We start from the raw sequence: 15784 nt of genomic DNA, 5'->3' as shown, positions 1-15784 counted from the left end.
AAAAGCGCAGTGGGCGCCGACACCCCCATGTCAGCGCCCACCACCCCGGCACACACCGAATCCCCGTATCCGGTGCGCGCCCTCGCGCCACCCCCCGCGTGGCGTGAGGGCGCGCAATCCGGTCAAGTACGGAACATCTCCGGCACGTCCCCCGACCGAGCCGCGTTGCTCCCCCCGTGTGCCCTTGACCTCGTTCATCATGTCTGATGGCGCGGTTGCCGTCATGACCCCAAATCCACCGAACCGGGCGTCCCCCCGTTGGGGGTCACACGCCCCACGATCGGGCCACCGCCAGCCCTGAGATCAGGACGAGGCGTCGGCCGCCACTCAACGCCGCGACTCGCCGCCGCGGGCTGCGGGCCGCGGCCCCAATCGCGCAACCATGCCGGCCAAGAAAACAACAAAACCACAACAGGCAATCACCCACAATCCAGGGCCGACCGTGGTCGCCGTGCGCAGCCCGCTGTCGACGAACGGACCTCCCCGGTAAAGCTGGACGAGGTCGACCGACGCGGTCAGCAGGATCATGAGCCCCGTCATGGTGGCGAGCATGCGCCCCCACTCCCTGCGTCCGGCGGCGAGGAGAAGGCCCGCGACCACGGCGAGGATGCCGAGTAGCACCGTCAACCTCCCATGCTGGTCGGGATCGGTCCCCCGCACGGTGAACTCCACGAACCCGTAGGCCCGCACCGTCGCCCACCGCATCCCCGACGCGATGATCACAGCGACGCCGGCGCAGACGGCCAGCGGCCCGGGTAGCCAGGCGCAGTGGGACGCGAACCGGTGCGACCACGAGCGCTCGGCCGGGCCCGCCGTCGGCGTCGACGCCGGCGCAGACGCAGCGACCGCCGAGGGCAGGTCCCAAGGGTGTGCGTGGGACGCTGTGGGCGATGACCGCAGGGTCGGCGCGGCGCCGCCAGCCGCCGCGCCGGTCTGGGGCGCCGCCAGGGAGACCGTGCCGGATCCCGCCCGGGACCAGGCGGGATCAGCCGTCGCCGCAGCCCGTGCCCGCCACGCCCGCAGCTCCGCAGCGACAGTAGCCGCACGGTCGTCATCCCCGGGCGGACGTGGGCCGGCCGCGGGTAGTGGCGTCCCGCCGTCCCCCGCGTCGCCCCGGGTGCCGCCCCCGGCAGCCACAGGTGAACCGCCACCCCCCGGGCGGGCCCACGGACTCTGCTGTTGACCGGTCACCCACGCCACCACCGTCCGACACCCGGGGAGGGGTCTGACGACCGCCCCGCACGGTCGTATCACGCGTGGAAGCCGCCCGCATGGTCACGAGACAGAACCACCCAAACCGGGCGGGTCACCGTCGTGTGCCGTCTCCGGCCGGTGCCGTGCGCCGCTGCAGCAGTACCGCGCCGATCAGGGCGAGGATGCCGGACCCGAGCGTGAACATGATCCCGTTCTGCGGATGGATGGAGATCACGTCCGCCGAGATGGCCCGAAAGGACGCGAGTGTCGGCGGTCCGTAGGCCCGATCGAGCCCGGCGATCACCACGATCAGGATCGCGATCACGCGGGCGACCAGGACATCTGCCGCACCACTGCCGATCGGCCGGCGCACGAGCCGCGTCGCACCCACGACCCCCAGGATGACGGCCAGGACGAGGACCAGCCGGCCGTCTCCGACGACGATGCCGTTGAAGGTGCGAGTCTCGTCCGCGCTGGACATCTTGCTCCAGGGAAGGACGCAGCCGATGACGCAGCCCACCGCGCCGACGACCATGACCAGCGCGGCCGCCGATCGTGTCCGGGCCGGCGCCGTCACGGACCCGGTCGCGGCCTGGCCGGCCGCCCCGAGCCGTTCCGGCGATTCGCCGACGCGCGGCGCCGGGCCCACCGGACTGGGCCGCTGCCCCCGTTCCCGAACGGCGCCGCGGACGGCACCCGCGGATAGCCGGTCCGCGTCGGCGGGTTCGCCAGGCCGGGGCACCTCGTGCTGCGGCATCACGCCCGGCCCAGGCGCCGAGTCGTGATCGTGTAGGTGGGACGGCGCGACGGAGCCGGCGCGGCCGCCATCCAAGACCCCGGACGCGTCAAACGCCTCAATCGCCTCGGACACGTCCGGCTCCGTGTGCTGCCCCGGATCCGCGAGACGCCAGCCGTCGTCGGTCGCCGCGAGCCGCCTCGCGGCCTCGCCGTGATCATTACTCCCGCGATCTCGACGCAGCCCGAAGCGCATGGTCGGCGGGTCGAGCGCCGAGTGTGCGGTCGGCAGCCGGGCCGTGCCGCCGCCGGCACGGCTGCCGGCGGCACTCCCGCCAGCGCTTCCGGCTGCCGGTTCAGTCGCGTCGCCGGTGCCGCGGGCGGGTGCGCGTTGTGGTTCCGGAGTGCCCTGGCGGCCGGGCCGGACGGCGTCGGGGGCGCCGGCACGGGCCGAGACGGCGGGCGGCCGCGCCACGGGCAGCTCACCGCCGCGTTCGCCCTTGCGCCTAGGCAGCGGATCAGGGACCCGGGGAGCGGCCGGGCTCTGATCGGGCCCGCGGCCTCGGGACAGTCCGTCCGCCCGGCCGGCCGACTGGCGATCTGCGACGTCGCGTTCCCCGGACGGCCGGCCCGTCCCCGCGTCGACGGACCGGACGGGCGATCGTGGCGCCTCGCGCTCGAACCACGTGGGCCGAGGTGCGGCGTCCGCCGGTGCGGAGGCGGACTGAGGCGGCGATGACGGGGCTGCGGCGGGCGAAGCGAGATCGGTCCTCGCCGACGGCGCGGGCGGTGCCGGCGGCACGGGCGGTGCCGGCGGCACGGGCGGTGCCGGCGCGACGACGTTCGACCGCCCCGGGTCTCCCCCCACGGCGGCGGCGGGATGCGGCGGCGGGGCGGCAGTGGGGGGCGGGGCGGCCTGCTGGCCGGCGGCCGGTCGGATCTGCGGCGTCCACGGCTGCTGATCGGCGGGGCGCGGCGACTGGTTTCGGCCTGGCGCGGGTGCTGGGCCGAGCCCCGGCCGGCCAGCTCGAGAGCCGGCTGGGGGGGCCGGCGGGGCCGGCGCCCGTGTCCCCGCGGCGGATCCCGGCGACGCGCCCGGAGCGGACCGGCCAGGCGCGGGGGGTGGCGCAGGGAGGTCCCGGTCCACCTCCCGGTCGACCCGGTCGACGCGCGACGGCTTCGGGGCCCGGTCGCCGGCGCCCTGCGGCCGCGGAGCAGCGCCGGCGGCGGACGACGACCTGTCCGGCGCGCGGTTGTCGGCCGAGCCGCCCTGCCCCGTGGTCGCCGACCGCGCCCGAGATCCGTCGACCGCGCTTCCTGCCGGTTCGGCCGCGCCGTTTCCCGCTGGTCCGGCCGCGCCGCCTGCGTCGGCCCGGCCAATACGGGTCGCCGACCCCGGCGACGATGCCCTGCCGGGAGCCCCGGACGACGTGGGCGCGCCGGACAGCCCGGCCGCGACATCGGATGCACCCGACGACGCCCCAGCCGCCCCCGACGGGCGCGCTGGTGGGCGGGATCCGGCACCCGCGTCCTCGCGCCCGCCGCCGAAGGCACTCCCAGCGCCAGCACCCCCAGCGTCGTCGGAGGCACCAGCACCGCCGACAGCACCAGCACCGCCGGCGGCGCCGACGCCACCGGCAGCGCCCTGACGCCCACCGCCGGCGCCACGCCCGTCAGCCCCACCGGCCGCGACCCCGCTCGGCGGGACCGATGACCGCCCGGGCCACGGTCCGGCCGCGGGCGCCACTCGGGTGGTGGGCTGCCCGGAGGCCGGACGCGGCGCGGCGGGCCGAGCGGTCGGGCGCTCACCGGCAGATCCGCCCGGTGGCGTGCCGGCGGCGGCGCTCGGACGTGCGCCGACGCTCCCCGACGGCTGCCCCGCAGCGTCCGGCGGAAGGCCGGCCCGGCCCTGGCCGGGGGGGCCTCCCGCCGGCCGCCCCCCGCGCGCGACGGGGTCGGGTGTCTCGCGGACGGGGCCTCCGCCCGGCCCGCGGTTGTCGCGAACGGAGGACGGATCCTGTCGCGCCGGCGAGGCACCGGTGGGCTGGGACCGGCTTGGGGCGAGCGGCGGACGGATCGGGCCACGGTCGCCCTCGGCGGGTCGCGCGGCCGCCCCCGGGGGACGGGACGCGCCGGGCCCGCCACCAGCGCCGGACCGGCTGCCAGGAGGCCCGGCCGCACCCGACGACGCCGCCGAACCAGACGACCCGGCCGCACCCGACGACCCCGCCGAACCAGGTGAGGCCCCCGAACCAGTTTGTCCGGGCGGAGCGGCGGTCGAGGAGGCGCTTGCCGCGCGCGCGTTGTCCGGCGGATGGGGCAAGCCGCCGGCGGCGGAGGCGCGGGCGCCGGCGGGCGAGGCGGGACGGGCGGGTGATCCGGAGACGGCTCGGCTCGCGGGCGCGGCACGAGGCGGGGTACGGGAAGCCGAGGCGCCGGCGCCCGGGTGGTCGGCGGCCGCAGCGGATCGAGACTGGCCCGCGGACCGAGACTGATCGGCGGACTGCGACTGATCGGCGGAGCGGGGCTGCCCGGCGGACTGGGACTGCCGGGCCTGCCGGGCGGACGGAGACTGGTCAGGGTGGGACTGCGACCCGTGGCCGGGCGGGCCGGGCTCGGCCGCCGGCGTGCCCGCGGGTGCCTGATCGTCCGGCCCGCTCCCCTGCTCGACCATGCAACCACTCCCTGACCTTGCGCCCTTGCCCGACAGGCTGCCGCCCGATCCGATCGGACCCGCATCGGCGGGGCCCGCCGCGATCCCGGTCGGCGGGTTGGGACGCGGCCGGCATCATCATGACAGCCGCCGGGCGTCTGTCGGACGGGCACGGCGGATCGCTGCACGGCGGGGTCGTCGCCCGCAACCGAGGTGACAGGAGCCCGCGCGGGACTCCATCCGGTTACGCGTGGGAGGTCCAAGGACCGCGGACGCGTCTCCTACTCCGTCGCCGTGGGGGCAGGGCGGGCGCGGACGCCGGGCCCACCACCGCATCCGGGCGAGGGAGGTGCGGTGGTCTGGGGGTCGGCGTCCGCTCGAGGTGGCGGGGCGCCCGACCGCCGGTCGGCGCGGGTGGGGCCCCGCGGCAACCGCCCGCCGGTCAGGCGTCAGGTGGGGTCAGGTCAGGTGAAGTCAGGTGAAGTCGGGTGGAGAACGACACGACGCGACGTCGCGTCGTCGCGCCTGCACGGGGCGGCCGTCAGACCGCCTCGCCGATGCGGTGGACCCGCATCGTGTTGGTCATGCCGGCCACGCCGGGCGGGGTTCCGGCGACGACGACCACGAGCTCACCGGGCCGGCAGCGGCCGATCTGGAGCAGGGCGGAGTCGACCTGGCGGACCATCTCGTCGGTGTTCTCCGCGAACGGCACGAGGAAGGTCTCCACCCCCCAGAACAGCGCCATCTGGTTGCGCACGGCGGGGATCGGGGTGAAGGCCAGCACCGGGACCTCGCTGCGGTACCGGGCCAGACGTCGGGCCGTGTCGCCGCTGAGGGTGTGGGCGACGAGGTAGCGGGCGCCGACAGCGTGCCCGACGGAGGCTGCCGCCTGGGCGATCGCCCCGCCGAGGGTCCGTGGCTCGGTGCGCAGCGGCGGGATCCGTCCGAGGTCAGCCTCGGCGGTCTCGATGATCCGCGCCATGGTGGACACCGACTCGATCGGGTACGCCCCGACGCTCGTCTCGGCCGAGAGCATGATCGCGTCGGCACCGTCGAGGACCGCGTTCGCGCAGTCGCTGGCCTCGGCGCGGGTCGGCCTCGGCGCGCTGACCATGGACTCGAGCACCTGGGTGGCGACGATCACGGGCTTCGCCCGCTCCCGGGCCTGGCTGACGGCCCGCTTCTGCACCAGCGGCACGTCCTCGAGGGGCAGCTCGACGCCGAGGTCGCCACGGGCGATCATCAGGCCGTCGAACGCCTCGATGATGCCGTCGAGGGCGGCGACCGCCTGCGGCTTCTCGATCTTGGCGTGGACCGGGACCCGGGTGCCGACCTCGTCCATGATCGCGTGCACGGCCTTGGCGTCGGCGGCGCTGCGCACGAAGGACAGCGCGATCATGTCGACCCCGAGCTCGAGGGCGTAGCGCAGGTCGTCGGCGTCCTTCTCGCTCAGCGCCGGCACGGTGAGCGCGGCCCCGGGGATGTTCATCCCCTTGTGGTCGCTGACCGGACCGCCGATGACGACGGTGGTGTGGACGTCGGTGTCGGTGACGCCGTCGATCTGCAGGACGAGGCGGCCGTCGTCGACCAGGATGCGGTCCCCGGCCGAGACGTCCGCGGGCAGGCCGGAGTAGGTGGTGCCGACCTGGTGCTGGTCTCCGGGCACGTCCCGGATGGTGACGGTGAAGCGCTGGCCCGGCAGCAGGGTGACGCCGCCGTCGGCGAAGGTGCCGAGGCGGATCTTCGGGCCCTGCAGGTCGGCGAGGATGCCGACGCTGCGCTCAGCGGCCTCGGCCGCCTCCCGCACCCGGGCGTAGGTGACGGCGTGCTGTTCGTGTGTTCCGTGGGAGAAGTTTAGGCGGGCAATGTCCATTCCGGCGTCGACGAGGGCCCGGACCTTCTCTGGCGAGCTGGTGGCCGGGCCGAGGGTACAAACAATCTTGGCTCTACGTGGCACAGACAAAGCCTAAGTACTGATCGTCGGTCATTGCACACGGGGGCCGCCGAGAGACGCGCGTCGCGCTCCCGGCAGTAGTCAGATCAGGTCGATCAGGTACATGCTGCGCGTGGTCGCCCGGCGGCGTACCGTCCGTCTCGTCCCCCGCGCCACCCCCGTCCGTCGGCGCGCGTGATACGGGAAAGACGGCAAGGGTGCCGACGTTCCTGGGAGCCGCTCCACCCGGACGCGGAAGTCGGTATGACACGGTCGAGCACCCCCGGAGTCGGGCATGAATCGAAATCCCGCTATTCACCGCCAGCCGTCCGGTGACATCGACATCGCCGTGGTCGAGGTCACCACCGCACCCGAACCCGGCCCCGCCGAGGCGGATCCGCTTCCCGGGCCGGCGCCCGCACGGCCCACCGCGCTCGCCTCAGCACCGCCACGTTCGGTGGAACCCGGTACCTGACCGAACGGGTTACCCCGACGCCTCCCCCGAACGGCGGTGACCGCGTCTGCGGCGCGGCCGGGGCCCCGGGGCGACTCAGGCGGGGACCGCGGCCGCGGGGTCGGCCGCAGGCTCTGTGGGCTCTGTGGGCTCCCCAACCTCCGTGGGCTCTGGGGAGTCCGGGGAGTCCGCGGCGGGGCGGAACTGGGTCCGGTACAGCTCGGCGTACAGGCCGCCGCGCGCCAGCAACTCGTCGTGGGTGCCGCTCTGCACGATGCGGCCGCCGTCGACGACGAGGATGCGGTCGGCCTCCCGCACGGTGGACAGCCGGTGCGCGATCACCAGCGAGGTGCGGCCGGCCAGCGCGGCGCTCAGCGCCTGTTGCACCGCCGCCTCGGACTCACTGTCGAGGTGCGCGGTCGCCTCGTCCAGCACGACGATGCCCGGCGCACGCAGCAGCAGCCGGGCGATCGCCAGCCGCTGCTTCTCCCCGCCGGACAGCCGGTGCCCGCGGTCGCCGACGACGGTGTCCAGCCCGTCCGGCAGCGCGCGCACCAGCTCCCCGATCCGGGCGGCGTCCAGCGCGGACCACATCTGCTCGTCGGTGGCGTCCGGCCGGGCGAAGGTCAGGTTGGCCCGCACCGTGTCGTGAAACAGGTGGGCGTCCTGGGTGACCACGCCTACCGCGGAGCGCAGCGACTGCAGGCTCAGGTCGCGCACGTCATGCCCACCGACCCGGACCACGCCGGACCGGACGTCGTACATCCGCGGGATCAGTTGGCTGATCGTCGTCTTACCGGCACCGGACGGTCCGACCAGCGCGATCATCTGACCGGGATCCGCCCGGAAGGTGAAGTCGTGCAGCACCGGCGCGGGGATCCTGGTGTCGAGGACCGCGACGGATTCCAGGGAGGCCAGGGAAACCTCGTCCGCGGCGGGGTATCGGAATCCGACGTGATCGAACTCGACGGCCGCCGTGCCCGCCGGCAGATCGACGGCATCGGGCCGGTCGACGATCGCCGGTTCGAGGTCGAGAACCTCGAAGACGCGCTCGAACGACACGAGTGCGGTCATGACGTCGACATGCACGTTCGACAACTGGGTGAGCGGCCCGTAGAGCCGGCCGAGATACGCGGTGAGCGCGACCAGGGTGCCGACCTCGAGATCTCCCCGGGCCGCGAGACGGCCGCCGAAACCGTAGACGATCGCGGTCGCCAGCGATGCGACGAGGCTGAGCGAGACGAAGAATATTCGGCCGTACATGGCCTGGGTGACCCCGATGTCTCGTACCCGCCGGGCCTGGCCGCGGAAGTTGACCTCCTCACGTTCCGGAGACCCGTAGAGCTGGGCCAGCATCGCGCCCGACACGTTAAATCGCTCGGTCATGGTGTTGTTCATGTCCGCGTTCAGTCCGTACCGTTCCCTGGTCAACCGGGCGAGCCGCGGCGCGAACGCGCGAGCGGGAAAGATGAAAACCGGTAGTAACACCAGTGACACAATAGTGATCTGCCATGACAGTACGAGCATCGCGGCGAGCACGAACCCGGCCGAGAGCACATTCGACAGCACTGAGGACAGCGTGTTGGTGAACGCTGACTGCGCGCCGAGCACGTCGTTGTTCAACCGGCTGGTGAGCGCCCCGGTCTGGGTACGGGTGAAGAACGCCAGCGGTTGGCGTTGTACGTGCCGGAAGATCTGGCTGCGCATCTCGTAGATCAGGCCCTCGCCGATACGGGCCGAGAACCAGCGCTGGGCGAGGGACAGGCCGGCGTCGAGGAAGGCCAGCGCGGCGACGACCGCCGCCAGCACCTCGACGTAGCCCACCCGGTGACGCCCGATCCCGTCGTCGATGATCTCCTTGAGGATCAGCGGGACGACCGCGCCGAGCGCGGCGCTGACCGCGATGAGTAGGAGAAACCAGACCAGATGGCCACGCCAGGGCCGCGCGAAGGCCGCGATGCGGCGCAGCGTCCCCGGCCGCAGCGAGCTCCTGGCCGCCGCGCGGTCCCGGGTGACGGATCGCATGAAGGCCCCACTGTCCGAACCCGGTCTCATCACGCCTCCTACGCACACTGCTTGCACTGTAAGCAAGTAAGCAGACGTCGTTCGCGGTAATTCCCGCCGACCGGCGGCGAGCTCGGACACCGGTGGGCCCTGACAGCGGTGGGCCCTGACAGCCGCCCTGACACCGGTGGGCCCTGACAGCCGCCCTGACGGCGGTGGGCCCTGACGGCGGCGATCTCGCGGCGGGCCCGCGACCAGGGCGGCCGCGGCCGCGGCCGAGCCGGTGCCGGCCAGGGCGGGCCTCAGGCCGCCTCAGTCGGGGCGCGGCCCACGAGCGGGAGCCGGCCCCGGGCCGGATCAGCCCGCGGCGATGCCCCGCGAGGCGTCCAGCAGGTCGAAAAGCGTACGCGCCCAGGCCTCACCCTCGGCGTCGGGAAGATCGCGATGGTCGGCGGCGGCCGCGGCCCGCGTCGGGACCGCGGATCGGCCGGCCGGCCGGGTGCCGCGCAGGAGCGCCTTGACCTCGGCGGTGACGGTACGGGACGCGGCGAGCAGGCCCGCGACCACCGTGTCGACCTCGTCGTCCAGGCGCGGGCGGGGTACCAGCCGCTGGGCCAGCCCGAGACGGGCCGCCTCGGCCGCACCGAGCGGCTGCCCCCCGGTCAGGCACAGGTCGAGGGCACGAGACCAGCCGATGAGGTCGGCCAGCCGAGTCAGCGCACCCGCCCCGGGCAGCAGGCCGCCGCGCGCCCAGACGGGGCGCAGCCCCGCATCGGCGGCGAAGATCCGTAGGTCGCAGGCGACGGCGAGGGCGGTGCCCACGTCCTCGGTGACTTCCGCCACCGCGGCGATGCTGATGAGGTCGGCTCGCATGGTCAGCCGTTCGAGCGCCTCCCGCCAGACCCGGTACCCCCCGATCAGGGAGGCCGGATCCGCTCGCGCGGGCGACGGTGGGAATGGTGCGCTCCTGGCCCCGCCCGGCGGACCCACCGCGGTGTCCGCGGCCGGCGGAACCTGACCGCCCACGCGGAGGACGGCGACCCGGACGTCGCCGCCCATTCTCCGCTGGGCGTCATCAAGGGCGGAGCCGAGGCCCCCCAGGGACCCGGGATCACCGGATCCGGACAGCCAGATGGTCGCGACGGGCCCGACGACCTCCACCCGCAGTCCGGCCGCCGCCGATACGGCGGCGGCCGGCACCGCCATGATCAGGCGCTCTTCTTCTTGGTGCCCCGGGTCGCACCGCCACGGCCGCGCAGGGTCGTGCCGGACTCCGACAGGATCCGGTGGACGAAACCGTACGAACGGCCAGAGGACTCGGCGAGCAGACGGATGCTCTGCCCACCTTCATACTTCTTCCGAAGTTCGGCAGCGAGCTTGTCCCGCTCGGCGCCGGTGATCCGGGTTCCTTTCCTAAGCTCGGCCAACGTGGCCCCCTCCGTGTTCGATGATCTGCGAACCGATCTTCACTCAGCTCGAGTGAACGCGCCACTCGAAGCAGATGTGATCCATCACACGCGGCGCGCCGGTGCGTGACCGTGCCCTCGCGCTTCCATCTCCACGCCGACGCCAGCGCCGACATGGCCCGGGTCGCACCCGCCCGCACGCACGCCGGGCGTCCACGGCCGACCATGCACGGTGACCAGTGTCCCCAATCCCCTGCGCACGACCTAACAACGGCAACGGCGCGTCGCCGCGAACATCGTCACCAGCATGATCGGCGATCTTCCCTCAACGCAACACCGCAGGTACAACCAACAGTCGATCACTGTACAGAGCCCGCCCACGGACCGCGAACGCCGCAGATCAAACCGACTGATTACTCACACCCCGGCGGCGGTCCGTGCACGGCCGTGGCCGGTTGGAAGACCGCCGCCGCGCGGTGCGTGCCTCCCTCGCGGCGCCGGTCCGGCTGGGCTCGCGCATCCGGAACCCGCGCGCCGATCGGCCCTGGACCTCGGCCGGCGGGAGACTCGTTACCGTGCAGGGGTGGCCCGTGAAGTGGTGATCGCCGGTTCGGCGCCGGGTACGTCCCGGGACGCGGTGGCCGGCGTGCCGCCCGCACCGGCCAGGCCCCGGCACGCGCCGGCCGGGCCCCGCGCACCGGCCGGGCCGCTCCCACCGACCGGGCCGCTCGCACCAGCCGGGCCACTCGCACCGACCCGGCCGCTCGCCGCCGCGGCGACCGGCGGGGCAAGGCCGTGAGCGTCACCGGCAGCGCGTCGGAGCGGACGGGCGTCCCGGCGCCCGCGCGGGGATCGGCGGATCGGCGGGCCGGCGCACCCACCGCGGCGCTCGGGCCGGCGGTGCGCGCGGAGCTTGCCGAGGCCGGGATCTGGCTGGCCCTGGTCGCCTTCGGGCTCACCGGCACCGCCCTGCTGGCAAGCACCGACGTCGATCTCGGCCTGACGCGCCCCCCGTGGCACGACGGCTGGGAGCCGCGGCTGGACCCGCTCGTCGTGGTCCCGCTCGCGGTCGCTGCGGCGGTGATCGCCCTCACAGCCTGGTGGGCCTCGACGATCCGGCCGCCGGCCCGGCCCGGCGGCACAACCTCGACCGCCGACGCCGTTCAGGGAACCGCCACCACCCCGGACACAGCGCCACCGACCGCCCCGACCGGCAGGTCCACCACCCACACGGCGCCACCGACCGCCTCGACCGCGCCGACCGGCGGCGACACCGCCCTGCCGGCCTCACCGGCCTCACCGGCCTCACCGGCCGCCGGGGCGAGCGCGGCTACCCGGGCCGCCCCGGCCGGGCGGTCGATGGCGTTCCGGTTGCCCTGGGGGATTCTGCTGCTGCTGGGCTATCTCGGCTCGCTGGCGTGGAGCCTCGCGCTCGCCCTGGTCGCCCCCGGGGATCTCGCCGCCGGTCTGCGGGCACCGGCGGACCTGCTCGCGGCGGCCGGCGCGGTCGGGAACGACCCGCTCGGCCTGCTCTCCGCCTACACGACGACGACGCCGCACGCGGCCGCCGGCGCGGTCGCCGTGCTGCCGGCGCACCCGCCGGGGCCGGTGCTCGCCACCTGGCTGCTCACCCGGGTGGGGCTGCACGGCGCCGTGGCGATCGGCGTGCTGTTCACCGCGCTCGGCGCGCTGACCGTTCCGGTGGTGTGCGTCGCCGTGCGCTCGCTGTGCCACGAGACCGCGGCCCGCCGCCTGGTTCCCGTCCTCGTCCTGGCGCCGTGGAGCGGCTGGATGGCGGCCTCCCCGGACGCCGTCACCGCCACGCTCGCCGCGCTGGCGGTCGCCGTCGGCGTGGTCGGCTGCGAACCGGAGCGCCGGTCGATCTGGTGGGCGCTGGCGAGCGGGCTGCTGCTGGGCCTGGCGGCGCTGTTCGGCTACGCCCCGGTGTGGTTGGGGGTGGCGGTCGCGGCCGCCTACTTCGTGCGGCGCCGGCCGCTGCTCAACGTCATCACCGGGCTCGGCGCGCTGCTGCCGCTGTGGCTGTTCTACGCCTGGGGCTTCTCCTGGCCGGACGGGCTGACCCTGGCCAGCGCGCCGCGGCCGTCGGCAGGAGCCGCGCTGGCCTGGATCTTCCTGGACCTGACCGTCCTGGTTCTCGCCACCGGTCCCGTCGCCGTCCGGGCCGCGCGCCGGCTGCGCCTGACACCGGGCTGGCCGTTCCTGGTCGGCGCCACCGCCACCATGCTGTTCGCGGTGGCCCTCGGCCTCGCCGAGGGCGGGGCGGAACGGAGCTGGCTGCCGGTGTTCCCCTGGCTGCTGGTCGCGGCGGTGGCGCCCCGGCCCCGACCGGCCCGGCCCGGCGACCGGTTGCAGGCCGGCAGCCTGCCCGTCATCCTCGTGTCACTGGGTGCGATCGGTGCCCTCGCCCTGCGTCTCTGCCTCGGCGGCCCTCCGGCCTGACCCGCGCCCGCAACGGCCCGCGACCGGCTCCGAACCTGGCGGCGGCGTCGGCAGGCAGGCGGCGGGCTGGGCGGGCGGACGGCGTCGGCGTCAGGCAGGCGCGGAGGTCGCCTCGGTGCCGCCCGCGGACGGTCGGGGCAGCGCGTCGCGGGGGATGTCCGGCTCCAGGAAAATCCGCATCGGGACCGTCAGGGACGCCCGCAGCGCCTCCTCGGCGCCGTCGATGGTCGCGGCGACCTCCCGCATCGTCGCCGTCGGCGCGATTCCGATCTTGGCGGCGACGAGCAGCTCGTCCGGGCCCAGGTGCAGGGTCCGCAGGTGGATGACCTTCGTCACCCCGGACGCGGCGGCGAGCGTGGCGCGGATCGTCGCGACGGCCTGCGGGGTCGCCGCCTCCCCGACGAGCATTCCGTACGCCTCGGTCGCGACGAGCACCGCGACGACGAGCAGCAGGATGCCGATGGCCAGGGTGCCGGCGCCGTCCCAGATCGGATCGTCGAGCAGCAGGGTCAACCCGACGCCGAGCAGGGCGAAGATCAGCCCCAGCTCGGCGGCCAGGTCCTCGAGCAGGACGATCGGCAGCTCCGGTGCGCGCGCCTCCCGGATGAACTGCCACCAGGAGCGGTCCCCCCTGGTCTTGCTCGACTCGCGGACCGCGGTGGACAGCGAGTACGACTCCAGCCCGACGGCGATCACCAGGATGACGATGGCGATGAGGCCGCTGTCCAGCTCGTGCGGGTGGCGCAACTTCTCGACGCCCTCGTAGACGGAGAACAGCCCGCCGACGCTGAACAGCACGATGGCGACAAGGAAGGCGGCGATGTACCGCGCGCGGCCGTACCCGAAGGGGTGTTCCTCGTCGGGCGGGCTGGCCGACTTGCGCTGGCCGAGCAGCAGCAGACCCTGGTTGCCGGAGTCGGCGACCGAGTGAATGGATTCGGCGAGCATCGACGACGACTGCGTGAGCAGGAACGCCACGAACTTCGTCACCGCGATGCCCAGGTTGGCGGCCAGCGCCGCCAGAACCGCCTTGGTGCCGCCCTGCGTACTCACAAAGACTCTCCACTTCGGGTCAGGCCGGTGTCCCCTCCGACCTGACGTCCCAGTCTGGCAAGTCGACCCCGCCGGCCGTGCGGCGGGTGCGGGCGCGCCCGGTGCGTGGGCGTCCCGGCGGCGCGACGGTCCACCCGGCGGGCGTCACGCCAGGGTGATGAGCTCCATGAGATCGGGTGACCAGTTGTCCTCGACGCCGTCGGGCAGCATCAGCACCTTCTGCGGGTCGAGCGCCTCGACCGCGCCCGGGTCGTGCGTGACGAGCACCACCGACCCCTTGTAGGTGGTCAGCGCGGCGAGCACCTCGTCCCGGGAGGCGGGGTCGAGGTTGTTCGTCGGCTCGTCGAGCAGCAGCACGTTCGCCGAGCTGCACACCAGCCCGGCCAACGCCAGGCGGGTCTTCTCGCCGCCGGAGAGGGTCTGCGCGCGCTGCTCCACGGTGTCGCCGCTGAACAGGAACGCGCCGAGGATGCGCCGCAGCTCCACGTCGGAGGTGCCCGGCGCCGCGGCCCGCATGTTGTCGAGCACGGAGCGGTCGGTGTCCAGCGTCTCGTGTTCCTGCGCGTAGTAGCCCAGCCGCAGGCCGTGCCCCGGATGCACCTCGCCGGTGTCCGGCCGCTCCTGCCCGGCGAGCATGCGCAGCAACGTCGTCTTGCCGGCGCCGTTGAGCCCGAGGACGACCACCCGGGACCCGCGGTCGATCGCCAGGTCGACGTCGGTGAACACCTCCAGCGAACCGTAGGACTTCGACAGGCCGGTGGCGGTCAGCGGGGTGCGCCCGCAGGGTGCCGGGTCCGGGAAGCGCAGCTTCGCCACCCGGTCGGCGACGCGGACGTCGGCGAGGCCGGCGGCCAGCCGCTCGGCGCGGCGGTCCATCTGGTGGGCGGCGCGGGCCTTGGTCGCCTTGGCCCGCATCTTGTCCGCCTGCGCCTTCAACGAGTCGATCTTCTTCTCGGCGTTGGCGCGCTCCCGCTTGCGGCGCCGCTCGTCGAGTTCCCGCTGGTTGAGGTAGGTCTTCCAGTTGACGTTGTAGACGTCGAGGGCGGCGCGGTTGGCGTCGAGGTGGAAGACCTTGTTGACGCACCGGTCGAGCAGGTCGACGTCGTGGCTGACGACGACGAGGCCGCCGTTGTGCGCGCGCAGGAAGTCGCGCAACCAGACGATGGAGTCGGCGTCGAGGTGGTTCGTCGGCTCGTCGAGCAGCAGCGTCGCATCCGAGCTGCCGGACCCGGCGAACAGGATCCGGGCCAGCTCCACCCGGCGGCGCTGCCCGCCGGACAGCGTGCCGATGGGCTGGGCGAGCACCCGGTCGGCCAGGCCCAGTGACGAGCAGATCCGAGCCGCCTCCGCCTCGGCGGCGTACCCGCCGAGCGTGCCGAAGCGCTCCTCCAGACTGCCGTAGCGGCGGATCGCCGCGTCCCGGGCCTTCGCGTCGACCAGCTCGGCCATCTCGAGCTGCAGCTTCTCCATCTCGCGCAGCAGGACGTCGAGGCCGCGGGCCGACAACACCCGGTCGCGGGCGGTATCGGTCGGGTCGCCGGCGCGCGGGTCCTGCGGCAGGTAGCCCAGCTCGCCGCGGACGTCGACGCCGCCGGCGAACGGAATGCCCTCACGCGCCAGCACCTTCAGCAGCGTCGTCTTACCCGCGCCGTTGCGCCCGACCAGACCGATCCGGTCGCCCTGCTGCACCCGGAAGGAGACGGGCTCGATCAGGGTGCGGGCTCCGGCGCGCAGTTCGAGCTCGGACACGATGATCATTGAGGTTGGGCCTCTTTCAGGGGCGACGCCGAGGTGACGTCAGACGGCTACGGACGGCGGTGGAAACGCCACCGGGGCGGGACATCATCCGATCACGACACGGCGATGCTCATGACGTCCAGACTACGGTGCCG

At 74.3% G+C, this 15784-nt stretch carries 10 protein-coding genes; 2 read left to right on the top strand and 8 right to left on the bottom strand.

Annotation, left to right across the window (positions count from 1 at the left end; all coding sequences use genetic code 11):
- Positions 1-327: 327 nt before the first annotated feature.
- The 3 genes from AC5R91_RS30130 to pyk form a co-directional block, all read right to left on the bottom strand.
- On the bottom strand, positions 328-723 hold the full coding sequence (locus AC5R91_RS30130; RefSeq protein WP_495394670.1) for a hypothetical protein: 396 nt from the start codon (positions 721-723) through the stop codon (positions 328-330).
- A 583-nt stretch (positions 724-1306) separates the two neighbouring features.
- Positions 1307-2404, bottom strand: coding sequence for a hypothetical protein (locus AC5R91_RS30125; protein ID WP_495394669.1), 1098 nt, complete (start codon positions 2402-2404; stop codon positions 1307-1309).
- A 2719-nt stretch (positions 2405-5123) separates the two neighbouring features.
- Complete coding sequence (gene pyk / locus AC5R91_RS30120) at positions 5124-6539, bottom strand: pyruvate kinase (RefSeq protein ID WP_495394668.1); 1416 nt, start codon at positions 6537-6539, stop codon at positions 5124-5126.
- A 271-nt stretch (positions 6540-6810) separates the two neighbouring features.
- Between pyk and AC5R91_RS30115 the strand changes: the two genes are divergently transcribed.
- Complete coding sequence (locus tag AC5R91_RS30115) at positions 6811-6990, top strand: hypothetical protein (RefSeq protein ID WP_495394667.1); 180 nt, start codon at positions 6811-6813, stop codon at positions 6988-6990.
- Positions 6991-7065: 75 nt separating this feature from the next.
- On the opposite strand, the gene AC5R91_RS30110 is transcribed toward AC5R91_RS30115, so the two are convergent.
- From AC5R91_RS30110 to AC5R91_RS30100, 3 genes are all read right to left on the bottom strand, one after another.
- Entirely contained in the window at positions 7066-9024 is a 1959-nt protein-coding gene (locus tag AC5R91_RS30110) for an ABC transporter ATP-binding protein (RefSeq protein ID WP_495394666.1), read from the bottom strand.
- Between the two features lie 306 nt (positions 9025-9330).
- A complete protein-coding gene (locus AC5R91_RS30105; protein ID WP_495394665.1) occupies positions 9331-10179 on the bottom strand; it encodes an enoyl-CoA hydratase/isomerase family protein in 849 nt (282 codons plus the stop codon).
- A gap of 2 nt (positions 10180-10181) precedes the next feature.
- Positions 10182-10400, bottom strand: coding sequence for a helix-turn-helix domain-containing protein (locus AC5R91_RS30100; protein WP_009399485.1), 219 nt, complete (start codon positions 10398-10400; stop codon positions 10182-10184).
- 774 nt (positions 10401-11174) lie between these two features.
- Between AC5R91_RS30100 and AC5R91_RS30095 the strand changes: the two genes are divergently transcribed.
- Positions 11175-12839: a hypothetical protein gene (locus tag AC5R91_RS30095; protein ID WP_495394664.1), complete on the top strand. Its 1665-nt coding sequence runs from the start codon at positions 11175-11177 to the stop codon at positions 12837-12839.
- A 90-nt stretch (positions 12840-12929) separates the two neighbouring features.
- On the opposite strand, the gene AC5R91_RS30090 is transcribed toward AC5R91_RS30095, so the two are convergent.
- Together AC5R91_RS30090 and AC5R91_RS30085 are read right to left on the bottom strand one after the other, a co-directional pair.
- Complete coding sequence (locus tag AC5R91_RS30090) at positions 12930-13892, bottom strand: cation diffusion facilitator family transporter (protein ID WP_495394663.1); 963 nt, start codon at positions 13890-13892, stop codon at positions 12930-12932.
- Between the two features lie 144 nt (positions 13893-14036).
- Positions 14037-15650, bottom strand: a complete 1614-nt coding sequence (locus AC5R91_RS30085; RefSeq protein WP_495394662.1) for an ABC-F family ATP-binding cassette domain-containing protein — start codon at positions 15648-15650, stop codon at positions 14037-14039.
- Positions 15651-15784 lie beyond the last annotated feature (134 nt).

This window comes from Frankia sp. BMG5.60 (genome assembly GCF_059428125.1).
Note: the sequence above shows the minus strand (reverse complement) of the source record. Positions and strands in the feature narration are given on the sequence as shown.

What these genes read in the sequence shown, in the direction of transcription:
- AC5R91_RS30085 (WP_495394662.1), bottom strand. Translation starts at nt 15,650, where the DNA reads ATGATCATCGTGTCCGAGCTCGAACTGCGCGCCGGAGCCCGCACCCTG.
- AC5R91_RS30105 (WP_495394665.1), bottom strand. Translation starts at nt 10,179, where the DNA reads ATGGCGGTGCCGGCCGCCGCCGTATCGGCGGCGGCCGGACTGCGGGTG.
- AC5R91_RS30115 (WP_495394667.1), top strand. Translation starts at nt 6,811, where the DNA reads ATGAATCGAAATCCCGCTATTCACCGCCAGCCGTCCGGTGACATCGAC.
- AC5R91_RS30110 (WP_495394666.1), bottom strand. Translation starts at nt 9,024, where the DNA reads ATGAGACCGGGTTCGGACAGTGGGGCCTTCATGCGATCCGTCACCCGG.